Genomic DNA, 21,586 nt, shown 5'->3' on the forward strand with positions numbered 1-21,586 from the left:
TTCACGAAAAAGCCTATTGTTGCTGTAACTTTCTTACTTGAATTTCGTGAAACGGGGAGCTTTCTTCTTCGCTTACAACACTAAACACATTTTCATCTAAGTCGAAAAATTCAAAACTTTTTATACACCCATTATCTTTTAGTTCAGTTACGCGCACTCTGTTTTGTTGAAGATGTTGATAGGCTTTTTTAATATCCTCTACAATCAAATTGAAATAGACGTTTCTCTTGTTTCCTTGAATGGTGAACTCTGTTGATTGAGAATCTGTTACTTCGACAAGACTGAGTTGTGTTTGGCTGTTCGGAAAATAAAATCCTACACCTTTGTCCATCACTTCTCTCCACTCGGCAATCTTTTTAACACCTAAATTCTTCTCATACCATTTCACTGATTGCTCCAGGTTTGTAACGGGGATGAAAATACTTCCTACTTTGAACACCTGCATCTCTCCCTCCTATATCGTTATCCATATTATACCACGAATTATTAAACAAAAGAACGAAAAACTAGAATATACGTTCGTTTTATACATCTCATTCTATTTGGTGGTCACACTTACGTAAAACTAAAAGGCCCTTTGTCAACGTTGTTAACAACAGGGCTCTCATCGTTATGTCTTTTCTTTAATCTACCTTCAATCCAGCTGATCGCTGAAGACGCTTCGCAATTTCTGCAAATTCATCAGGGCCAATACCAGGAGCGAATTCTTCTGGTACTTCATCTAAATCAGGAATAGGAGCCCCGTTTGGTGCACCAAAAATGACTTCTAACTTACCTCCATCTTCTGGATGCTGACCTTTCCAAATTTTTGTGACTTCTTTATAATCGTTATCACTGAATGTATAGAGTTTGCGATGAACACCTTGATCTTCATATTTTCTCGCCGCATCAAATGCTTTATTACTTAAGTTTGGAATGGGAATAAGTTTTGTCATATCCACACCTGTTGCAATTTCTAAAGCTTTAGCGTAAGCAACGACGTGAACACCACCACGCACAAGTAAATAGCCGATCATTTCACGAGCAACAGGATTATCGGTCATTTCATAAACACGCATTTTATGAGTTCTCGCGCCACATTCTAAGAAAAAGTTATGAAGTAAATCTAAAATTAAATTTCCACTATTAAATACATTGTCCCCTGTCCATGCTTTTCCCATCGAGTCAAACGGAAAAGCTGTTTGTGCTGTTGAAATAAAGTGATACGTATTGCGTAAATCTTTAGCATCTTGCATGGGGGCAATATCAGGATCGCCTGGGAAAGTCGTCCCTGTTAACATCAAGTTAATCGTATTTGACACGAGCTCTACGTGGCCAAATTCTTCAGCTGTAATACTAGCAACTAGGTCGTAAAAGGGACGCAGCTTCTTTTTTGAGCGAAAATTAAACGATTGATACATGTAATTATTTAATGTGGACATTTCACCGAACTTTCCACCTAACAATTCTTGTACCGCGGCCGCTGCATTCGGATCTGGACTTTTGGGCTCAGGCAATTCAATTAACAGTTTATCCATCCGTTTAAACACGAGGCTTCCCTCCAGTTATATGCTATAGTTTGGATGACCATCTATTAAGGTGTATGTAAGAACGAGCTTGTTTCATGCACTAAAGTATTTGTTTAAGAACTGAAAAAAGCTTGATTGAGCATCAAGCTTTTTGACATATATAGACGTATTTAATTAATCTGGCATGATCCACACAATCTGTTGCAAACGCACAAAAAACATAGAATCTTTTGCTTGAATCACAACATGATCCACTTTCACATCTCGTACTTTCCCTCTTACACTTCCTCGCACCGTTTCAATCACCACTTCTTTTCCTTTGACCGACTGCAATGTTTCAAATACATATGGATCCACTAACGTGACCATATGAGGAGCTTGGTAGTTTCTCTCATCTTGTTCGTAGGACATCTGTATACCCTCTCCTTTTCGTTTCATTCGTTCTAGTCTATGCACAGTGCCCATGATTGTGAATGAGATTTTATCCTATCGATATGAAGAAAGGCTTAAGGAACGAGCCTCAAGCTTTATTTGCTGGGAGATAGGGGAGCAATTCATGAATAACTTCTTCTGCAGGAAGCTGACTATCAAACAAGGCGAAGAACAAGTGATTAACACGCACATTTTTGTAAATGTCGGAATACGTGTCGTCGGCTTTGGAACAAGATTGGCACCTTGAATCGTTCCTTTTGAAGAATGAATCGCTGGAAGCTCTTCATAAAGTACTTTATTCAAATAGTGAAAAGCTTCAACAAAAGATTCACCGCGATTTGAATGAGACACCTGTAACGCTTCAAAATCGGCATAACGATCTCCCGATGACACACCTAAAAGTAACCGTTCAAGAAATAGTTGGTCAATCGTCGAAATCTCTTTTGCTACACGAAGCGGGTGTCTTATTATTTTTACGCTTCTTTCTCAAGGCTACGTAACCAGACCGTTAATACAACTGCTCCTGCTACCATAATAGCTCCAATCCATGGTGTATGAATTAAACCAATAGAATCGACAACAAGTCCACCCACAAATGACCCAATTGCAATCCCTACGTTAAATACCGCAATATTTAAAGCTGAAGTTACGTTTACAGCCGATTGTAATTTCATGTTACGAGATAAACGAAGGCGCCTTTCATCCATCGATCTGCACTTCATTAAGAAGCGTAAAGTTCTTAAAGAGAAGTAAGCACTTTTAAGTACGGTAGGCACCTAGAAGTACCTATATAAAAAGGTTGATGCAGATGGCACTGTACAAAATCCATTTGCATCAACCTTTATGAACCTTACTCTTGCTTCAACTCCCTCTCTAGGTAGTCTAATCGTTTATATATACGATAAAAAATCGGTAAATACGCAGTAACAACAATAAGCAGCCACCCCATCTAACCAACCTCTCTCTTTTGTTCTATTTCTATCATTTCACCATAGTATATTCCTATATTATCTATTTATTTTCAAACAATAGAAAGGAAGATGACAATGGAAATATCACCATCAAATGAACAAATTTGCTTAGAATATACGCTTTGTGCGCCAGTTGAAGAGTTTTTCATTACCTGGATTGCTGTATTCATCCTTTACCTCGGTTATCGCTACATCTATCAAAAATAACAAAAACGGTTAATAGATTTATACACATAATTGTAAATGTAAATGAACACATTATCGAAAAGGAGGAATTCAGATCATGTTGAAAGTAGTTGTGGTTACGCTTATGTTACTACCTGCTGCGCCTCATATTCTGTACACAGAAGCAAAAGCTGCTTCATACAATGCAGCAACCTTTCCTGCTCATGCAAAGTGGGGGAAAATTGCCATGCAGCAAGTGAAAAATAAGTATCCATATGCAAAGATTGTTGATTACCTTCACGTTGGACGAGAAATCAATGAACCAACCTCTATTGAAACGTTTAAGTTACAAGTGAAAAATGGAGAAAAAATGTTTAATGTGACGGTAAAAATTGAATTTGACACAAAAACAGAGAACGTCCTTAACATGAAATTAATCCAAACAAATTAATGTGTCTTTGTTGCATAGATCACCTTTTCCATGACATGATAAAGTGAATGAAAATGAAAGGCGTGTCAATGATGGAAGAATTGTATACATGTAAGTTTCGGATTTTACATACAATCGAATTGCCAGAGAAACAAATGAAAGAATGTACGGTTCTCACAAAAATCAAACACGAGACAACAAGTGAAATGATGTATGAAGGTGAACTTCGTGTACAATTTAATGAGTTTGGTATTTTTCCTGTTGCCAAAGACATTGCAAATGCCATTTCACAACGCTCTTTACGGCAAAAAGTAGCGGCCGAATTAAAACGTTACGTTCGACCGCATAAAAATTTTTTATAAAGTTAGCTAATCATTTCTCCAAGAGGACCATCTTCTTTAACAATCGGCTGAATGTCATAAACCGAGATTGGAAAGAATGGGAATCCGTATACATAAGGCGTTAAGTCATACAATTGAAAAAATAAAACAAGGGATTTGTCTGCAATATAAAAATCTTGCTCTGGACTAATTCCTTTGTATTCTGAAATAAGCGGAATGTCCCTATCTTTAATTTGCTTTCCCACAAAATCAGATAACACTTTTACGTAGTCACTATCTTCATTAAACAATTCTTTCAATTTGTATTTTTTCCCGGTTTGCGTGTCAAACGTTAAACTTTTTGTAACAGTAATTCCGTGTGCACCTCCTGAGTATGCAAAATTAACAAGTGTTAAGCTCAAAATTCCTCTTTGGTTATTTTTGATTTCATAATACCCCGATACTTCGGTATCTGGATTTTCATCATATCCTTGGTTTTGAATCATCTTGTTCACGGCTTGCATAATGGATGTATTAATCCGATATTGAGCAGTTGCGTTCGTTAAACCATGGATGATTGGCACGTATACATCCAACTTGTGCTTAACAAGACGTTGCGTATACACTTGAACAGGAAAATTAATCATTTTCTGTCCTCCCTTTTTACTCTCTATGAGTAGCGTATTCAACTGCAACGCCTATGGTTCGTAAAAGTGAGCTTGTAAACTCTTTATTTATATGTCCAAATGAACGTAAATGAGTTTCTTAACCAAACAAACAATCTACACTCAGTAACCTAAGCCTCTTGAATTCTCTTGCAAAAATCTGTTTAAAGACTACCCTATAAGAGCTTGTCCGTTATATACCATTCTTTAAACTGATTGTTTGACACCATGAATGGTTTTCGCTGCATCTACTGTGTTTTTTAATAACATCGTAATCGTCATCGGTCCAACTCCACCTGGTACTGGCGTAATATAGCCTGCTTTTGCTTTTACTTCTTCAAAGTCAACGTCACCAACTAGCTTGCCTTCTTCCATTGTGTTTCCAACATCAATGACAATGGCTCCTTCTTTTACATCATCCGCTTTAATAAGACGAGGCTGTCCAACAGCAGATACGAGAATGTCTGCTTGCTTTGTCATCGCAGATAAATTCTTTGTGCGAGAGTGAGCAATGGTAACCGTTGCATTCTCTTGAAGCAATAACATTGATACTGGCTTTCCAACAATATTACTACGTCCAATGACCACTGCATGCTTTCCAGAGATTTCTTCACCAGAGCGTTTAATTAACTCAATAATACCATGTGGTGTACACGGTAAATAACAATCATCACCAATAACCATATTACCAACGCTTACAGGATGAAAGCCGTCTACATCTTTAGATGGGGAAATCGCATTTAAAACGGCTTTTTCATCAATATGTTTAGGGAGTGGTAATTGAACTAAAATTCCATGAACATTTTCACTTTCATTTAAATATTTAATATCAGCTAATAATTCTTCTTGTGTAATGGACACATCTCGTTTTAATACTTCAGATGAAACACCAATTTGTTCACATGCTTTTGCTTTTGCTTTTACGTAAGAATGTGAAGCAGGATTATTACCAACTAAAATAACAGATAACCCTGGAGTAATTCCTTGCTCTTTTAATTGAGCTACCTCTTCTGTTAACGCTGCGCGCAACTCAGCTGCTACTTCTTTCCCTTTAATAATGGTTGCTGTCATGTGCATGCTCTCCTTTCAATATCAAACGGGGATATGTACGAACTATAGTAAATAATTTAACACAAAAGTTCGTTTCTGTTCAATTTATTTTATATTTTTATTTATTAACGACATAAATAAAGTCAAATAACGTACATTTCAACCAAAAACGTTGACTAATGATACACTTCTTTTTCTTATCATATCAAAGATAATAACTAAACACGAACGAGGATACCCCCATGAAAGTGAATGAAATCATTTCATGCACATCTAATAAACAAGAGGATGTCTCAGAAAAGGACAACCTCTCCTCTTCTAAGACACCCTCTTATGCTTTACGATCTTCTTCGTCAGTGACACGATAATAGATGTGACTCACAATAACTTTTAAGATTGTATATGTTGGTAACGCTAATAATAAGCCAACAAATCCTGCTAAACTACCTGCGATTAGTAGTAACAAAATGACCGTCACAGGATGCACATCGAGCTTTTTCCCCATGACTTGTGGAGAAATTAAGTTGCTTTCAATTTGCTGAATGACAACCACTCCGATAATGACATAAAGAGCTAGATATGGATCTTGAATAAACCCCATAATGACACCCGGGATCGTTCCAATAAATGGACCGATAAACGGTATTAGATTTGTAAATAGTGCCACCAATGCTAACACGAGTGCATAGTCTAGGCCAATAATAAGATACCAAATATAAATACAAATTCCAACGAACAAACTAACAATAATTTGACCTTGAATGAATGCACTTAAACCAGCATTCATCTTACTTAAAACTTCACGTGTATCTTGTTTGTATTTTTTCGGAGCAAATTTGACAATTCGTTTTGGAAGTTTATCTCCCTCTTTTAACATATAAAACAAAACAAATGGAACCGTAACAAGTACAATGACTGTGCTACTAATGACATCAATAAACTTAACTGTACTCGATGCCACCGTTGTACCAATCTGACCGAGCGTATCTGACAATCGTTGTTCAATGTCCATATTAGCTAATTCGCCTGCAAATCGACTCGTCCATGGTGAATTTTGTAAGTCTTGAATTCCTCTCATTAGATCACGCGCTAACGTTGGAAGGTAGTTTCCAAGTGAGATAAGCTGTTCTTTAAGAATTGGATATAAAAAGGCAATAACATTCGACATAAGTGCAATAAAGACTAAAAACACAATTAAAACAGCAAGTGTTTTGGGAACTTTTCCTTTTGTAATTACACGCACAACTGGATTAAGTAAGTAGTACAAAACGCCAGCAATTAAAATTGGAGCTAAAACGGTCGTAATCATAATACCGATTGGCTGTAAAATAAATTCTACTTTCGTTAACATAAATGCAATTAATAAAAATAATAAAAGCCCCACACCATAACGAAAAAATTTAGATTGTTGCATACGTTTTTTTATACCTCACCTTAATAAAAATTGGTAATCGTTTGTGACCGATTGATTTTCTTATTTTATCTTGTTTTTCGTTAAAAAGAAATGCATTTTGCCTATTCTACGTAGAAGTACGTCATAAGTTTCATATTTTCACAAAAACAAAGGTAAAAATCTTTTAACAAGATTGTCATACCATTGTTCATGTTCTTATTTTAAAGTTATGGTACACTAATAATCTATACATAAATGAGAAGCTGAATTGAAGGAGTCTATCGATTCATGAAAGAAAAAGCAATACGAAAGTTTAAACAAATGGATTGGATTTTAATTGGGACAATCTTTGCACTTTGTTCGATTGGTGTACTAATGGTCTATAGCGCTAGTTTGTACATATCGTACGAAACAACCGGTGAATTTCATGCCTTTTTTAAGAGGCAGTTAATTTGGTTAGCTTTAGGGACGGTTGTTTTTTGGGTGGCGTCTGTTTTCTCTTACAAAGCATATGGAAAATCCATTAAATTTATTATGCTTGTGACAGTTGTTCTACTTATTGCTGTTCTTATTCCAGGGGTTGGGGTTGAACGAAACTTTTCTCGTCGTTGGATTGGTGTTGGAAGTTTCGTGATTCAACCTTCTGAAATCGCCAAGTTAACAATGATTATTTACTTTGCATATGCTTATACACAAAAGCAGCGCGTCATTCAACATTTCAAACAAGGAGTCGTTCCTCCGTTAATTGCCTTAGCCGTTGTCTTCCTTTTAATCTTGATGCAACCCGATTTAGGAACTGCTTCGTTAATTTTAGGTGCGTGCGGAACCATTGTCTTTTGTTCTGGTGCTCGTTGGAGACACATTCTATTACTCATCGGATCTGCTCTTTTCATGGTGTTAGCACTTGCTGTTTCAGAGCCGTATCGATTAAAACGCGTGACCTCGTTTTTAGATCCATATGAAGACCCAGATGGAGCTGGATACCAATTAATTAACTCGTTTATTGCGATTTCATCTGGTGGTTGGACTGGTCAAGGTCTTGGGCTAAGTTCGCAAAAGTTTGGTTATTTACCAGAAGCACATACTGACTTTATTATGGCCGTTATTGCCGAAGAGTTTGGCCTCATAGGGGTTTATGTTGTGTTAGCTCTGTATCTTCTCTTACTCATTCGCGGTATTTTAATTAGTCGTGAAGTAGACGACCTGTTTGCAAAACTATTAGCAATTGGGATTACGTTTAAAATTTGTATTCAAATGTTCCTAAACTTAGGCGCGATGTCTGGCTTACTTCCTATCACAGGAATTACGTTACCATTTATTAGTTATGGTGGATCATCTCTTGTAATTACACTTGCGATGGCTGGTATTCTTGTTCAATTATCTACACATCGGCGACAGAAGCTGGACGTACCCGTTAAACAAACGGTGAATCACACGCAACCGCCCGCTTAATTTAATACGCATTTACCGAAACAGCGAAACTTTTCGACTAGGAAAAGTTTCGCTGTTTTTTTACAATTTACGTCAAAATAAGCAGGAATATGTTATCATATGTCTAATAGTTTAATAGTTGCAAGTTTACTTTTTTATAAGGAGACTGAAAAGGTGGAGCGATTTAATGAACAAAAGCGAAATCGGAGACGGAGAGAACTTCAAATACAACGTACAGCCTTAGCATCAGTCGCGATTTTATCACTTCTATTAATGTATTCAATTTATTACTTTGTAAATGACAGTAAACAAACTGTCGCGACAACAGCAAACGAAGAAAAACAAATAAGTGTTGAAGAAAGTAAAGCAGCTAAGCAAGATGAACCGATAAAGGAAACAAATGAAGAAAAACAAACAAATGAAAAAGAAAAGCCAAAAGAAACACCTAAACCAGAAAAGAAAGCGACAACCTCAAGTCAACTACATAAACCAATTACCCTTTCTTTTGCTGGAGATGTTCTGTTAGATAAATCCGTTGCGGATCATATCGCTGCACATGGTGTCGACTATCCGTTCAAGTATGTTACTCAACACTTCCAAAAAGCGGATCTTGCAGCATTAAATTTGGAAACCTCTGTATCCACTCGCGGCATAGCAGCTGGAAAACAATTTACATTCCGAGCAAAGCCGGAAACCTTAAAAGGGGTGGCCAATGCTGGAATTGATGTCGTATCACTCGCAAATAACCATACGCTGGATTATGGTGTGGATGCTTTAACAGATACGATGCAACACTTAAAAGAACATCAAATTGGGTATACAGGCGCTGGGGAAAACGAACGAGAGGCTTATCAAGCTTACTATCATGAAGTAAATGGACAAACCATCGCTATCCTTGGTATTAGTCGTGTATTACCTGATGTCTCTTGGTTTGCAAAAGGAAATAAGCCTGGCATTGCCCAAGCTTATCACGATGAACCGATGATGACCTATGTAAAAGAAGCAGTGAAAAAAGCAGATTATACCATCGTCATGATTCACTGGAATCGTGAGTTGCAAGACTACCCTGAAGCATACGCAAGAGAGATGGGAAAAAAATTCATTGATGCAGGAGTGAGCGCCGTTATTGGTGGACACAGTCACTCGTTAATGGGAATCGAGCACCATAAAGGTTCGCCAATCTATTATAGTCTTGGAAACTTCATTTTTACTGACTCCTCCTCTTCTAAAGGGCGCGAAACGATGATTGTGGACCTTGTACTAGAGAATGGTGACATTTCAACTAAGTTAACACCTTTTAAAATTGTGAACAACCGTCCACAACCGATGGATGATACGTATAACCGTCAACTCATTCAAAAATTAAACAACATTTCCTACAATGCTAAAATTGATTTCGATGGAAGTGTCACGATAAGCGAAGAGTAAAAAAGCGAATGAGAAAGGACGCCAGCTACCTCTCTCATTCGCTTTTTGGTTTATAAACAAAAAATACAAAATTTAAGTTATATTTACTACATGAGGGCGGTTAAAAAGGCAGTCGCAACACCGAAATAAATCAATAATGATAATATATCATTAATCGTTGTAATTAACGGTCCAGATGCGACGGCAGGATCGATGTTAAAACGATATAAAATTAGCGGAATGATCGTTCCAGCAGCTGTACCAATAATTAGCGTACAAAATAAAGAAAAGCCTACAACAAAACCTAACTCTAAATTACCTTGCCAAAAAAAGGCGATCAAAGAAATTAACACTCCGCACGTCACACCGATAATCAAGCCTACTCCTAATTCCCGAAAGATAAGCTTTGTCACAGCTTTTTTATCAAGATCACGCGTGATAAGTCCACGTACAACAACTGCTAACGACTGTGTACCTGTGTTTCCTGTCATTCCTGCAATCATTGGCATAAAAAAGGCCAATGCAACGACTTTGTCTAACGTTTCTTCAAATTGACTAATAATACTCCCAGACAAGATACCAATGAATAACAATAAAATCAGCCAAGGCAAACGGCGATAAGCAGCTACAAATGCTTTTGTATCAAAGTCAATGTCTTTACCCGATGCTGAAAGCTTCTCAATATCTTCATTTGCTTCTTGAATAACAACATCGATAACGTCATCGACTGTAATAATTCCTGCTAATACATTGTCATCTTCGACAACTGGTACAGCTAGGAAATCGTATCGTTCAATCACTTGTGCTACATCTTCTTGGTCAGTTAAAACATGTACCGAAATGACACGATTAAACATAATATCTTCGACTTTTTCATCTTTATGAGCAAGAATGAGATCACGATAAGAAAGAACGCCAATGAGTCGTTTATGATCATCGATTACGTACAAATAGTTAATGGTCTCAGCAATTTCAGCATACGACCTTAGTTTTTCAACCACATCTCTCACTGTATAATGAACAGGAATCCATACGAAACGATTCGTCATCAGGCGTCCTGCTGTTTCTTCAGGGTAATTCATAATATTTTGGACAATAACTGCTTCTTCATCATTCAGAGCGCTTAAAAATTCACTTTTCTCTTCATCTGATAACCCTGAAATTAAGCTAGCTAAGTCATCATTATCCATCAGATCCATGACTTTTGCGACTTTTGCTTTGCTTAATTTTTTCAGAATAATAAGTTGGGTATCTACACTCACCTCTTGTAACAGATTGGCGAGCTGTTGGTGGGTGAGATGGGTTAAAAAGCGTGTACGATGCTTTTCAGGTAAGCTTTCAAAAATGACGCCTACATCATAGGGATGAAGTTCATCTAGCAAATCGTGAAGGTCTTTTTTCTTTCCATCTTTTAAATAGCGAATAATATTAATTAAAATCTGATCTTGTGTCATATCGCGCACCATATTTTAACCTCCTTTTCTGTAAAAATAGCAGGTGCTTACTCCATTACATTCGAACAAGAGTGAACAAGTGCTTAAAATCATAAAAAAACACATCTTCTCAATGAAGATGCGTTGGTTTATCTCATTAAAAAGTCGTAACTTTGGGTGCATACGATTTTCACTCGTACAACATACAAATGCATGACGACCATTAAAACAAAAACAACGTTCATTGAGCTTTAGCACTGTGTGGCATAGGACAATTCCAGCTACGTTAAAAACCACCTTCAGTCGATGGTTCTTGTTGACCCATTGGCGTCTCTGGACGTTTCTGGGCAGCAGCATATCTCCAACACAGGAGCCTCACCTAACGAGAGTTATTCGTATATAGTTAAGGATAGTATTACTTTAACAGGTTATGACCAATTGTGTAAATAGAAAATAAACAAGTCTAAATATTCTTACACAATTATGAACTTGTGATCATTCCTCCATTGACATGGAGAACTTGACCCGTTACGTATTTGGAATCATTCGAAGCTAAATAGACGTAAGCAGGTGCTAGTTCAAATGGTTGTCCTGCTCGCTTCATTGGGGTCGTATTTCCAAATACTGATACCTCTTCAGGAATAAATGTAGAAACGGTCAGTGGCGTCCAAATCGGACCTGGTGCCACCCCATTCACTCGAATCCCTTTATGTGCAAGTGTCAGTGAAAGCGAGCGAATAAAGGCAACACGCGCTCCTTGGGTCGAGGAATAATCGAGTAATTGTTCATGCCCCTCATAAGCTGTAACAGAAGTGGTCATAATGACGGAACTCCCCTTTTTCAAGTAAGGAAGAGCTGCTTTTGTTAAGTAAAAGTAAGCATAGATATTCGTTTTAAACGTTCGATCGAACTGCTCATTGCTAATGTCTAAAATGCTTTCTGATCGATATTGAACAGCATGGTTATTCACAAGGATATCTAAGCGACCAAATGTTTGAATCGTTTGTTGAATAACAAATTGAACGTGACGCTCATCCGTCAAATCTCCTGGAAGTAATAAACACTGCTGACCTAGTTGCTCAATACGTGCTTTTGTTTCGTTCGCATCTTCATGCTCATTGTAATAAGGAATGACGAGGTTTGCACCTTCTTTAGCAAACGAATAGGCAACCGCCCTCCCGATTCCGCTATCTCCACCTGTAATGATCGCAACTTTTCCCTTTAATTTATTAGCAGCTTTGTAAGTCGGGTTTTCTGAGATTGGTCTTGGATTCATAAGATACTCTAACCCTGGATGCACACTTTGAGCTTGCGGAGGAAATGGTACAGGCACTTGTTTACACTCTTCTTTTGAACTGTAATAAGGATATTTTGGATACTTCACGTCATATAGCCTCCTTCTAGGCATTTGTCATAGGTCATTGTATGACAACGTGTAAAAAGTGTGCTTTTTAACAGAAAAACATCTATAGTACGAGAAGAAATAAAGCAACACATGCCTAAAAAAGACGATCCTACTTTTGACGAAGCATTTAAACAATTTGTGAAAGACATTTCTGTTCTTTTTACAACAAATGAGGACCTTTGGGACGATATTTGATGAAACGTCCTCCTGCTATTATTTGTCGAACATGATAGCAGGAGGACGTTCCTCTCCTGTTTTAAGATCAATAACATTCGTGTTTTCTTTTGGTGTTGGAATCGTTTGACTTTTTGGTGGCTGTTGTTTATTTTCAACCCAATCCACTAATAAATCAAATGATTGATGTGCGTACGGTAGTAACGGTTGCACTTCTTTATCTGGGTCAGTTGCTTCATTCCATACTAAACTATCAACGTGATTTCCTTTATCAATTAGATACATACGGTGAAGGTTTTCCTTCCCTGCTTTCTTTACTAATTTTTCATACGGCTTTGCATGTACGTCCGGAAAAATAAGCGCATCCCAAGAACCGGTAAAACTAATGAGCGGTACGTTAAGGTCACCGGTATTTTCAATTTCTTTTACGCGTTTCTTTACTTTTTTTGGTCGCGAAAAGTAATCATAGTTTTCAAAAATAGAATCGTACGAACGATCACGCAATCCATTTTCTGTGAAGTTCAAGTAATTTTGCCACGATGTACGCTTTGGAGCAGTAGGATCAAATTCGTCTCGGTAAATATTAAGCGAAACGAACCAATATACTTGGTCGTGATAGCCCCAAAGTTTTTCGGATCCTTTCGGTAAACCCGCTTTGTATAGTTCATTGAATGCGCTCGCCTGTTGCTCTCCATTCCCATACAAAGCAACCTCTGCATGATTTACAACCGGTGTTAAGGACGAGATAAGATTCGGTTCGTTGGCTCGCCACAAGACGCCTTCCCAATCCACTCCACCATCAAATAACGCAGGTTCTCCTGTCTTTTTAGGAGAATCATTTTCTAATGCATAGCGAACCACATAGCCACCATTTGAAATACCAATGGCGTAAGTAGGTACTTTATGATGCTTTGTAATGAGCTTACTTGCAGGGTTTTGTTTATCTTTTGGTGAAATGAGCTTACGAGCATAATTTTCTTCTAAATAGCGATGTGCTGCTTTCGTCACTTGTCGAAAGCGTATATGCCATTCTTTGATGTGATCTTCTTTGGCTACAAGCGCATTTTTCACTTTAGCCAACGGATCGTTTGGATCTTCTTTCCCTTGTGTTCCTTTGTCAATCGCTGCAAATGCATAGCCTTTTGAGAGTACAAAGTCACTGAATAATAAATCGGTTGACGTTTCATTTCGGGTTGCTGGAATTCCTGAGACCACTAGTTTTCCGTTCCACTCATCTGGTACACGAATGACAAACTTAGCATCGTCAAACATGCCATTCACTTGTACTCCCGTCACTTCTGCAGGCTTGTACATACGGTACCAACCTGTTTCATCCTGTGCACTTCCCCAATTGTAAGGAGCTAATCCAAGATTTCCATACACCGTTGCCGCTTTATATTGTTCTGGATTTTTCGTTGTTAACCAATTTCCGTTCTCTCCATTAAAATTTGTCACTTTCACACTATGCGCCCCCTGTATAACTGAAGAATAAGCTGCATGCGTTTCGTATTGAAAAAAGCTTACTGCTGAACTTGAAAAGAGTAGTGCTGATGCCGTAGCAAATGCTACAAAAGACTGCTTTACCATTTTTCTCCCCACCTTACGTAAGCGTTACCAAATATAAATCTAATGAAACGAATGAACATTTCAGACGAAGAAGTGTTATATAGATACCTTTCATTCTCCTTCAACAGCTAACCTAAAAACGTGTCATAACCGTCCCTTACGTAGATTTATATACGATACAAGTAAAATATTACCAGAATTCTACGAAAAGAAACAATCATAATTAAGACCTATTTCTATTAACATATAAAAATAAACCAACATTTAATAGTCTAATGTAGTAGACACCCGACTATATTAATACAAAGAAACTTTTATGAGGTGATGAGTGATGATGTTATACGATGTTAACAATAAGCTTTACTATAAAGTAATGAATACAACTCGCCCAAAAATGTCACTTACACATCAAGGACGGACGTGGGGATATGTTCCAAAACGCTTAAATGGAAAGATGGCAAAGTTTTGGCTTGATTATACATGGGGGCGATATATGTATTTTCAATTTGACGACAAGTGGTATCGCGTTCAATATCTACAATCCAATTACCGTAAAGCAAACCGAGATGTGTTTAACGGTGTTCTTATTAACCTCATTGTGGATGGACAAGACTTAAAACTCGTTCGAGGAAATATTGAAAAAGCGCGGAAATTAGCGTTGTGAGTTAGCGTTTTTTATAAAAATCACTAAGTATGACACACCGTTGTATTGAGGAAATGAACATTGCACATCATTTGACATCCTTTTTAGGCTTTGTTACGATTAGAAACGTTGTGAAAAAAGTCAGGGATTTGTTTAATAAGTAAAATAACAGGAAAGAAAGCTTGCTACCGTATAATGACGCTAGCAAGTATCTTTCCTTTTTATTTTGTCTCCTACTATTCTAGTAAAAAAGTGAAAAAGTGAAAAAGTGAAAACTTTATCAATTAATAAGCATACCCTGCCCCTAGTTTCGGAATAGAACAGCCAAAAACGAAAGGAAGGCGTATTCGATGTTCATGAGCCAAGTAAGAACAGAAGAGAAACCAAAAAAACGTGAAGAGCTACAAGAAGACTTAGAAGATTTAGAGTTTCAAATGTTTCGCATGCAAGATAATTTAAAAGAAATTGCTAAGCGATGGGATGTTATTGGCATTGAACAGTCAAAAGAAGATCGCTGGGTGATTGTGTATGCAGATGAAACACAAGATATGTGCAAAATTATGTTAACGGATTGTGATTCATCCTTTAGAGGTCAATGGGATTTTTCAATTCACGCAACGTATGAAGAAGATAATTCTATTCATATTGGTGATATTAAAGGGCCTGCTAACAAGGGATACGGTTCCATTTGCATGGACTATTTAAAAGAAGTGGCACTCAAGCATAACGTACCTTGCATCAAAGGAGATCTTGCAGAGCGCGATTGGGATCACCTACATCGACTTATTCATTTTTATGAAAAACATGACTTTGAGGTTGAGGTTGACACCGAAGAGAAATGTGGCGAAATTAAGTGGTACCCAACGATGTAACATATAAAGGCCCTATGTAGAAAGGAAACATTCTACATAGGGCCTTGTTTTATATTGATTGTTGCATTTTTAAAACTGCAATACCTTCATCAAGATACTGGATAAACGCTTCTTTTTTGGGTTCCGAAATATATTTCGGCAAAACGTTCTTGATTCGCTCAAAGTTATCAATAAGATGATCCGTTTTCATTCCATGACGGACCAATATACCGTTTAACCAACGTGCATAATCAGTAAAAAATTGACTACTTCCTCCTAGAGCATATGTCGTATCTAAATGTTTCATGTGATGGAGATTATCTTCAAAACACTTTTTCTTTCCCCGTTCTCCGTATCGTGTTAGTAACTCTGGATAAGCTTTATAAATACCCTCGACTACTTCATTGACTAAATATGTGTATGTTCCTTCTGTCATTCTGCTACAACCTTAAACTTTTGGATGGAAGGAATAATAGCTGCGAGCTCTTGGTCAGGGTATTTCTTTTCTAACTCGTGAATACGCTTATACTCTCCACTCTGTATCCATGCGAGAAATTCTTCTTTTGTTTCCCACTCCATATGTACAGTTAACTCTCCTGGTTTCTTTTCATTTTGCAATAGTAAAAAGCGAATAAATCCTTTTGCTGTATCAACTAAGCCAGATCGATTATGATAAATTGAAATGACTTCATTTGCTTTTTCAGCAGGAACTGAAAAGGTTGAGTGTACAATATACATGTTGTACTCCCTTTCTATGTTTGCTACTTATAAAGGTAGCGTAATTTTAAACGTGGAACCTTTTCCATCGACACTTTCTACTTCAATTTCTCCTTCATGTGCTTCAATAATCTTTGCACAAACAGAAAGCCCAATTCCTGTCCCTTTTGCTTTCGTTGTAAAAAACGGCATAAATAACTTTTGAATGACTTCTTCACTCATCCCTTTACCATTGTCTTGGATGTAAATCGTCACATGACGATCATGTTGAATCGTGTAAAGCATTACTTGTCCATGTTGTTTATTATGACTTTCTAAAATAGCGTCTATGGCATTTTTTATGACATTTAGTAATACTTGCTTTATTTGTTTCACATCAACGCTAATTAGAACATCGTGCTTAGTGGACTCATATGACAGAAGGCAATTGTTCATAATGGCTTCGCCTTCATACAGTAACACAATATCATTCAGTAACTTTGAGAGGGAAATGGTTTGCTTCATAGGAGGAGATGGCTTTGATGCATTTAAGAACTCATAGATAATATCGTTTGCTCGATCAATTTCGTCAATTGCGATATTGGCATATTCTTCTTTTCCCATTGCAACTAAATGTGGTTTTAACAACTGAATGAATCCTTTTACCGTTGTGAGTGGATTACGGATTTCGTGAGCAATACTGGCTGCTAACTTACCAACGGTTGCTAAATTATCATTTTTAATAGCTGCTTCTCTTATTTCTTGCAATGCCTTTTCTAATTCTGCCTTTTTCTCTACTAACAACATATTGCTATTCATTAAATCTAACTCTAGCGCTCTCATCACTTTTTGAATTTCCCGAAGGTCATCATCTTTATTAATACAAAACAAATGAATATAATCTTGTTCGTACTGTGCGTACACATCGAACAAAGAAAATGGATTTGTTTTCGTATACAAATTAAGTTCAATTTTATAAAGAGATGGCGTTTCTAATAGAAATCGTCGCGCTTTCCGTTGACTTCCCATATCAACTAAGTCTAAAAAATGTTCGGCACGATGAAAGTGCTTTAATGTATGCTTTGATACTGACACAACATCTAAGTTTTTATCAAGTAAAAAGTAAGAAAACGGAATCGTTTCATACCGATTAAAAATTGCTTGCATCTCCATGCTCATCATCCCTTACATGATTAATCCAATTATGAACGTCTTTTAAGTTCTGAAAAATAAGTGTATTGTCTGCGCAATACTCTTTTAAATTATAAATTCTTGCTAACCTACCTCCAACGAAAATCGTAGGTTTGCAGTCGAGCTGTTGAAGCTCACTAGTGTAGTTGATGATTGATGGTAGATGATAGGCAATACTAATTGACATTCCGATCACATCTGGTTGCCATTTATCTGCAAATGATACCGCATCTTGCAACGGTAGGCTTGCTCCTAGTAACCTTACGTTCCAATTATTTTCTTTAAATACGTTTGACACCATCTGTATACCTAAATCATGTGATTCTTCATCAACACAGAAAAACATGGCTTTCTTCTTTGTTCCTACCCATTTTTGATTATTTTTACTCTTTTTTTGTATAGAAGCGTAGTTAGCAGCTACGTATTTACAAACATTCGAAGCAATATGCTCATCGGCTACGGTAATTTTGTTTTCTTCCCACAGTTCTCCAATGTAATACATGGTTTCAGTTAAAAGATCTTCATACACTTCAATACTAGGGATATCTTCTTTCACCCATTCTTCCATTGCACTTAACGATTCTTCGACTTTTCCTTTAAGAAATAATTCCGCTAACTGTTCTACAGTTACTCTCATTTGTGATCACCAACTAATTTGTCAGGAAACCATTCCTGTTGTTTTCAAGGTCTACCTTTGAATTAATACGTAATAACTCTTATTCTATCTGTTTTTGGTATAACTTTAAAGGGTTGAGGTTACTTTTACATAGATTTAATCTGGAAGTCTAGTGATGATCATCGTCACTTTGCTATTAAATACAGAGGGGGTTCGTAAAGATTTATAGCTATATCACAAGTAGTAAGTGTCGTTCATGTCTGTTCTAATGAGAATGAACATAAAAAACGTTTGAAAGCTGAATGTAAAATTTACAACCTTCTAGAAAAGAACCTACATATAAAACACCTTAAAAACATCATAAAAAAACCTTTATTCATCTATCCATGTATGACTGGATGTGATAAATAAAGGTTTTTTTAAAATGAGTGGAGGCGCCATATGTATCGTAAGCAAGTAATGATAAGCTATTTACAAAATTGTATTCAACAAACAGTTAATTGAATCTCCTAAACGCTTGTGGGAACGTTCAACTCTTAACTCATATTGGCCGTTTCATTAAGGTGTTCCGCTGACTTGGCTACACCTGAAGTAGATTCACCAATTTCTTTAATGGTCTCTACTAAGTGATTCATTTGCTCTTTTACTTTAAGCCCTTTTTCTGCACTCGTATGAATCGAAACGGATATATTGGAGAACGCTTCGCTTGTTCGCTTAGACGTATGGTCACCCATTACAACGGTATCATTCACACTATTTAATGCTTTAAGAACATACTCTGTATACTGATTTGAGTTGTTAACGAGCTCTTGAATCTCCCCTACTGATTTCTTCGTTTGCTCTGCCAACTTACGAACTTCTTCTGAAACAACGGCAAACCCTCGTCCATGTTCTCCTGCTCTTGCTGCTTCGATCGCCGAGTTGAGCGCAAGTAAATTGGTTTGATCGGCAATATCTTGAACAATTTTAATAACAGAGGTAATTTGAGAGGATGCTTTTGAAAGTTTTTCAACCGCCTCATTCATATTCTTCGTATTAAGGTCAATGGTTTGAATGTTTGCAATGAGCTCATTCATATATTCCTGACCCTCTTCAATAAATGATTGGGCCATTAATGACTCCTCATTGCTTTCACTCACCACTTCACTGACCTTATGACTATTATGAATGAGTGTATCAACGGATGCCCTCGTTTGCTGTGATAAAGCAACCAGTTCTGTACTAATATCGAGGATACGTCCTTTTACTTCTTGACGAATTGATTCATATTCTCTTTCTTGGTGATAACGATATTCTGTTTCGTATGCTTCTAACACTATTTGCTGCTCAAGACTAAGCAGTTTGGAGACTGCTTGAATAAACACATTACCTTCTTCTTTAATGGAGATAAAACGAAACACCATGTCAAATAAAGAATGCTGAATGTTTTGAAAAGCTCCCATATACCACGCTGGTTTCAACCCAATTCGATAATGAGCTTTTGCTACTTGAAGCCTCTTTTCATAAAAGTTGTGATCTAGTTGTCCACTGAATAAGTCCACAAGGTGTTCACCTAACATATGTTTTAAATGATCAACATTCGTGTAAGTCGTGATCATCTGTTCGAGTTGTGGAATTTGAAGAACCGTTTGATAAAATGAATCGACTAATACAGAAAGGTGTTCCTTTATAAAAGGTTGCAGGTATTTAATTAATTGTAAATCTTTCTCTGTTAAGTGAACCATTTGAATTTTGTCTATGACGTCGCCCTCACTAACTTGAATCCACACATTCATCCTCTGTGCTTCATCAACCCACGACGTTTGTTCTACTTTTGTTCGCCAAAGTAAAGCCACTTCGTTTCCTCCTATCTATGTAACCATTTCTAGTGAACGATTCAGATTAATTCGATCTCACTATAATACTTTTCACCCACTGAGACAAGTATGAATGTTCTGTTAACTATAGTTTAAGATATGAAACGAGACAATTCTGTGACTTTTGTCATATTATTTAAAATTTTACATACAAAAAGACCGAGACAAAAGAGACAAAAAACACCCCTGTTTGACTCAGTTCGTAACAACCCTTGCCCCGGAACCCAGTTATACCGGTGGATAGAGTATAGACTTCGTATTTTATTTGACTTCAGCCGGCTTAGGCAATCGAATGTGAAAGGTTGTTCGCTTTTTATCTGATGAGCATGTAATCGTGCCACCATGCTTTTCAATGATTTGCTTACATACATAAAGACCAATGCCTGTCCCTAACTCTTTCGTCGTGTAGAATGGTTCAAAAATAACATTGATTTTATCGGAAGGAATTTGCGGACCATTGTTTGTTAGCTCAAGATCAATGGCGTCTTCATGCTCTTTAGCTGTTATAGAAATCGTTCTTGGCTTTTCTTTTTGTCTAAGTGCATCAATGGAGTTTAAAAGTAAATTAATAAAAACTTGCTTTAACTCTTCTTTATTAGCAATCGTTTTACACTCTTCTTCAATGTTTGTTACAACATCAACATAATCATCGACCATCGTTGGATAAATAAAATCAAGAATCTCTTGAAAAAGTTTTGAAAATGATACTTCTTCTGCTCCTTTATCGACAATTTGTTGCTTTGATGTGTGAAGAAACTGCGTAATTCGATATTTAAGTTGATCTAATTCATAATCAATAATATCAATGTAGCGTAAATCAGGGTTTTCATCTTTTAACAACTTAATAAACCCCATGACCGCTGTTAATGGATTGCGAAATTCATGTACAAAACTTGAGGACATTTGCCCTAAAAGAGAAAGGCGATCTTGGTGAGTTTGACTAATAAATTGATTTTTCTCTTGAATCTCTTGGTCTTTTAACTCTGTATACCTTGTAACTGCGTGAAATGAAAACCGATCAAATAGTGAATTAATCTCATCCACGACAGGTTGTAATTCTTCAATAGAAAGACCCGATTGAGTGATGTGCTTGATGATGATCGTTCGTCCTAAATTGACATTATACACAAAGTCTCCAATATTGATATTGGCCTTCACTCGTTCTTTTGCCACTTTAAATGCAAGATTCATTATTTCAACTTCCGTTAATGGGCTGTGAATATGCTTGCGAACTAATTCATACATCGCCACTCCATTATTCATCACTTCATCCGCAAATAAATCATTTTTTGATAGATAAATATTCTCTCTCCAAAAACGTAGAAAGTGAGACGTGTTCCAATCTAGAAATTGTGTTAACTTTTCTGAGGATGATATCAACCT

Annotated in this window: 22 protein-coding genes, 3 pseudogenes and 1 riboswitch; of the genes and pseudogenes, 7 read left to right on the forward strand and 18 right to left on the reverse strand. The window is 36.9% G+C overall.

Features of this window, described 5'->3' with window-relative positions:
- Positions 1 to 13: 13 nt before the first annotated feature.
- The 5 genes and pseudogenes from DIS06_RS17980 to DIS06_RS18000 all read right to left on the reverse strand — a co-directional run.
- Positions 14 to 445 carry a VOC family protein gene (locus DIS06_RS17980; protein ID WP_239422134.1) on the reverse strand — a complete coding sequence of 144 codons (432 nt, stop codon included), beginning with the start codon at positions 443 to 445 and terminating at the stop codon, positions 14 to 16.
- A gap of 178 nt (positions 446 to 623) precedes the next feature.
- Entirely contained in the window at positions 624 to 1,529 is a 906-nt protein-coding gene (locus DIS06_RS17985) for a manganese catalase family protein (RefSeq protein WP_110114620.1), read from the reverse strand.
- A 153-nt stretch (positions 1,530 to 1,682) separates the two neighbouring features.
- Positions 1,683 to 1,919, reverse strand: coding sequence for a YuzF family protein (locus DIS06_RS17990; protein WP_110114621.1), 237 nt, complete (start codon positions 1,917 to 1,919; stop codon positions 1,683 to 1,685).
- 219 nt (positions 1,920 to 2,138) lie between these two features.
- Positions 2,139 to 2,420, reverse strand: a pseudogene (locus tag DIS06_RS17995) (LLM class flavin-dependent oxidoreductase); the annotation flags it as partial.
- Positions 2,414 to 2,602: pseudogene (locus DIS06_RS18000) on the reverse strand (MFS transporter); the annotation flags it as partial. The pseudogenes DIS06_RS18000 and DIS06_RS17995, both read right to left, overlap by 7 nt.
- A 384-nt stretch (positions 2,603 to 2,986) precedes the next feature.
- On the opposite strand from DIS06_RS18000, the gene DIS06_RS20815 reads away from it, so the two are divergent.
- The 3 genes from DIS06_RS20815 to DIS06_RS18010 all read left to right on the forward strand — a co-directional run bounded on the left by DIS06_RS20815 (position 2,987) and on the right by DIS06_RS18010 (position 3,868).
- A complete protein-coding gene (locus tag DIS06_RS20815) occupies positions 2,987 to 3,118 on the forward strand; it encodes a hypothetical protein (RefSeq protein ID WP_275425445.1) in 132 nt (43 codons plus the stop codon).
- 76 nt (positions 3,119 to 3,194) lie between these two features.
- Positions 3,195 to 3,527 carry a DUF3889 domain-containing protein gene (locus tag DIS06_RS18005; RefSeq protein ID WP_239422136.1) on the forward strand — a complete coding sequence of 111 codons (333 nt, stop codon included), beginning with the start codon at positions 3,195 to 3,197 and terminating at the stop codon, positions 3,525 to 3,527.
- Between the two features lie 71 nt (positions 3,528 to 3,598).
- Positions 3,599 to 3,868: a diaminopimelate epimerase gene (locus tag DIS06_RS18010; RefSeq protein WP_110114646.1), complete on the forward strand. Its 270-nt coding sequence runs from the start codon at positions 3,599 to 3,601 to the stop codon at positions 3,866 to 3,868.
- A gap of 2 nt (positions 3,869 to 3,870) precedes the next feature.
- On the opposite strand, the gene DIS06_RS18015 is transcribed toward DIS06_RS18010, so the two are convergent.
- From DIS06_RS18015 to DIS06_RS18025, 3 genes are all read right to left on the reverse strand, one after another.
- Positions 3,871 to 4,473 (reverse strand): DUF3298 and DUF4163 domain-containing protein, encoded by a 603-nt coding sequence (locus DIS06_RS18015; RefSeq protein WP_110114622.1) that lies wholly within the window; start codon positions 4,471 to 4,473, stop codon positions 3,871 to 3,873.
- A gap of 225 nt (positions 4,474 to 4,698) precedes the next feature.
- Complete coding sequence (gene folD / locus DIS06_RS18020) at positions 4,699 to 5,562, reverse strand: bifunctional methylenetetrahydrofolate dehydrogenase/methenyltetrahydrofolate cyclohydrolase FolD (protein WP_110114623.1); 864 nt, start codon at positions 5,560 to 5,562, stop codon at positions 4,699 to 4,701.
- A gap of 310 nt (positions 5,563 to 5,872) precedes the next feature.
- Positions 5,873 to 6,955, reverse strand: a complete 1,083-nt coding sequence (locus DIS06_RS18025; protein WP_110114624.1) for an AI-2E family transporter — start codon at positions 6,953 to 6,955, stop codon at positions 5,873 to 5,875.
- A gap of 267 nt (positions 6,956 to 7,222) precedes the next feature.
- Here DIS06_RS18025 and ftsW point away from each other — a divergent pair, with 267 nt between their 5' ends.
- Together ftsW and DIS06_RS18035 are read left to right on the forward strand one after the other, a co-directional pair.
- Positions 7,223 to 8,386: a putative lipid II flippase FtsW gene (gene ftsW / locus DIS06_RS18030; protein WP_110114625.1), complete on the forward strand. Its 1,164-nt coding sequence runs from the start codon at positions 7,223 to 7,225 to the stop codon at positions 8,384 to 8,386.
- A gap of 153 nt (positions 8,387 to 8,539) precedes the next feature.
- Entirely contained in the window at positions 8,540 to 9,793 is a 1,254-nt protein-coding gene (locus DIS06_RS18035) for a CapA family protein (RefSeq protein WP_162596019.1), read from the forward strand.
- A gap of 86 nt (positions 9,794 to 9,879) precedes the next feature.
- Here DIS06_RS18035 and mgtE read toward each other — a convergent pair whose 3' ends face one another.
- The 3 genes from mgtE to DIS06_RS18050 form a co-directional block, all read right to left on the reverse strand.
- On the reverse strand, positions 9,880 to 11,238 hold the full coding sequence (mgtE, locus tag DIS06_RS18040) for a magnesium transporter (RefSeq protein WP_110114627.1): 1,359 nt from the start codon (positions 11,236 to 11,238) through the stop codon (positions 9,880 to 9,882).
- 196 nt (positions 11,239 to 11,434) lie between these two features.
- Positions 11,435 to 11,599: riboswitch (M-box (ykoK) riboswitch) on the reverse strand.
- Between the two features lie 87 nt (positions 11,600 to 11,686).
- Positions 11,687 to 12,589, reverse strand: coding sequence for an SDR family oxidoreductase (locus tag DIS06_RS18045; RefSeq protein WP_239422138.1), 903 nt, complete (start codon positions 12,587 to 12,589; stop codon positions 11,687 to 11,689).
- A gap of 234 nt (positions 12,590 to 12,823) precedes the next feature.
- Positions 12,824 to 14,371, reverse strand: coding sequence for an alpha/beta hydrolase (locus tag DIS06_RS18050; RefSeq protein ID WP_239422140.1), 1,548 nt, complete (start codon positions 14,369 to 14,371; stop codon positions 12,824 to 12,826).
- A 310-nt stretch (positions 14,372 to 14,681) separates the two neighbouring features.
- Here DIS06_RS18050 and DIS06_RS18055 point away from each other — a divergent pair, with 310 nt between their 5' ends.
- Both DIS06_RS18055 and DIS06_RS18060 read left to right on the forward strand, forming a co-directional pair.
- Positions 14,682 to 15,014 carry a hypothetical protein gene (locus DIS06_RS18055; RefSeq protein ID WP_110114629.1) on the forward strand — a complete coding sequence of 111 codons (333 nt, stop codon included), beginning with the start codon at positions 14,682 to 14,684 and terminating at the stop codon, positions 15,012 to 15,014.
- 335 nt (positions 15,015 to 15,349) lie between these two features.
- Positions 15,350 to 15,865 carry a GNAT family protein gene (locus tag DIS06_RS18060; RefSeq protein ID WP_110114648.1) on the forward strand — a complete coding sequence of 172 codons (516 nt, stop codon included), beginning with the start codon at positions 15,350 to 15,352 and terminating at the stop codon, positions 15,863 to 15,865.
- A gap of 49 nt (positions 15,866 to 15,914) precedes the next feature.
- On the opposite strand, the gene DIS06_RS18065 is transcribed toward DIS06_RS18060, so the two are convergent.
- From DIS06_RS18065 to DIS06_RS18090, 7 genes and pseudogenes are all read right to left on the reverse strand, one after another.
- Positions 15,915 to 16,280: a hypothetical protein gene (locus DIS06_RS18065; protein WP_110114630.1), complete on the reverse strand. Its 366-nt coding sequence runs from the start codon at positions 16,278 to 16,280 to the stop codon at positions 15,915 to 15,917.
- Entirely contained in the window at positions 16,277 to 16,582 is a 306-nt protein-coding gene (locus tag DIS06_RS18070) for an antibiotic biosynthesis monooxygenase family protein (protein ID WP_110114631.1), read from the reverse strand. Before DIS06_RS18070 ends, DIS06_RS18065 begins: the two co-directional genes overlap by 4 nt.
- 27 nt (positions 16,583 to 16,609) lie before the next feature.
- Positions 16,610 to 17,713 carry an ATP-binding protein gene (locus DIS06_RS18075; protein WP_162596020.1) on the reverse strand — a complete coding sequence of 368 codons (1,104 nt, stop codon included), beginning with the start codon at positions 17,711 to 17,713 and terminating at the stop codon, positions 16,610 to 16,612.
- The gene (locus DIS06_RS18080; protein ID WP_110114633.1) at positions 17,691 to 18,368 is read right to left on the reverse strand and encodes a cobalamin B12-binding domain-containing protein; all 678 of its coding nucleotides are present in this window, start codon (positions 18,366 to 18,368) and stop codon (positions 17,691 to 17,693) included. Before DIS06_RS18080 ends, DIS06_RS18075 begins: the two co-directional genes overlap by 23 nt.
- Before the next feature lie 515 nt (positions 18,369 to 18,883).
- A complete protein-coding gene (locus tag DIS06_RS21010) occupies positions 18,884 to 19,459 on the reverse strand; it encodes a methyl-accepting chemotaxis protein (protein WP_481746885.1) in 576 nt (191 codons plus the stop codon).
- Between the two features lie 186 nt (positions 19,460 to 19,645).
- Positions 19,646 to 20,122 (reverse strand): annotated as a pseudogene (locus tag DIS06_RS21015) (protoglobin domain-containing protein); the annotation flags it as partial.
- 342 nt (positions 20,123 to 20,464) lie between these two features.
- Positions 20,465 to 21,583, reverse strand: a complete 1,119-nt coding sequence (locus DIS06_RS18090) for a histidine kinase N-terminal domain-containing protein (protein WP_110114635.1) — start codon at positions 21,581 to 21,583, stop codon at positions 20,465 to 20,467.
- Positions 21,584 to 21,586 lie beyond the last annotated feature (3 nt).

It is taken from the genome of Bacillus sp. CGMCC 1.16541, assembly GCF_003184905.1.
Taxonomy (GTDB): Bacteria; Bacillota; Bacilli; order Bacillales; family Bacillaceae_H; genus Priestia.

Excerpts from the sequence above, each read along its gene's own strand:
- DIS06_RS20815 (WP_275425445.1), top strand. The coding sequence starts at position 2,987 with ATGGAAATATCACCATCAAATGAACAAATTTGCTTAGAATATACGCTT.
- DIS06_RS18050 (WP_239422140.1), bottom strand. The coding sequence starts at position 14,371 with ATGGTAAAGCAGTCTTTTGTAGCATTTGCTACGGCATCAGCACTACTC.
- ftsW (WP_110114625.1), top strand. The coding sequence starts at position 7,223 with ATGAAAGAAAAAGCAATACGAAAGTTTAAACAAATGGATTGGATTTTA.
- DIS06_RS18070 (WP_110114631.1), bottom strand. The coding sequence starts at position 16,582 with ATGTATATTGTACACTCAACCTTTTCAGTTCCTGCTGAAAAAGCAAAT.
- DIS06_RS18060 (WP_110114648.1), top strand. The coding sequence starts at position 15,350 with ATGAGCCAAGTAAGAACAGAAGAGAAACCAAAAAAACGTGAAGAGCTA.
- folD (WP_110114623.1), bottom strand. The coding sequence starts at position 5,562 with ATGACAGCAACCATTATTAAAGGGAAAGAAGTAGCAGCTGAGTTGCGC.
- DIS06_RS18010 (WP_110114646.1), top strand. The coding sequence starts at position 3,599 with ATGGAAGAATTGTATACATGTAAGTTTCGGATTTTACATACAATCGAA.
- DIS06_RS18015 (WP_110114622.1), bottom strand. The coding sequence starts at position 4,473 with ATGATTAATTTTCCTGTTCAAGTGTATACGCAACGTCTTGTTAAGCAC.
- DIS06_RS17980 (WP_239422134.1), bottom strand. The coding sequence starts at position 445 with ATGCAGGTGTTCAAAGTAGGAAGTATTTTCATCCCCGTTACAAACCTG.
- DIS06_RS18025 (WP_110114624.1), bottom strand. The coding sequence starts at position 6,955 with ATGCAACAATCTAAATTTTTTCGTTATGGTGTGGGGCTTTTATTATTT.
- DIS06_RS18005 (WP_239422136.1), top strand. The coding sequence starts at position 3,195 with ATGTTGAAAGTAGTTGTGGTTACGCTTATGTTACTACCTGCTGCGCCT.
- DIS06_RS18055 (WP_110114629.1), top strand. The coding sequence starts at position 14,682 with ATGATGTTATACGATGTTAACAATAAGCTTTACTATAAAGTAATGAAT.
- DIS06_RS18075 (WP_162596020.1), bottom strand. The coding sequence starts at position 17,713 with ATGGAGATGCAAGCAATTTTTAATCGGTATGAAACGATTCCGTTTTCT.
- DIS06_RS18080 (WP_110114633.1), bottom strand. The coding sequence starts at position 18,368 with ATGAGAGTAACTGTAGAACAGTTAGCGGAATTATTTCTTAAAGGAAAA.
- DIS06_RS21010 (WP_481746885.1), bottom strand. The coding sequence starts at position 19,459 with ATGGCCCAATCATTTATTGAAGAGGGTCAGGAATATATGAATGAGCTC.
- mgtE (WP_110114627.1), bottom strand. The coding sequence starts at position 11,238 with ATGGTGCGCGATATGACACAAGATCAGATTTTAATTAATATTATTCGC.
- DIS06_RS17990 (WP_110114621.1), bottom strand. The coding sequence starts at position 1,919 with ATGTCCTACGAACAAGATGAGAGAAACTACCAAGCTCCTCATATGGTC.
- DIS06_RS18065 (WP_110114630.1), bottom strand. The coding sequence starts at position 16,280 with ATGACAGAAGGAACATACACATATTTAGTCAATGAAGTAGTCGAGGGT.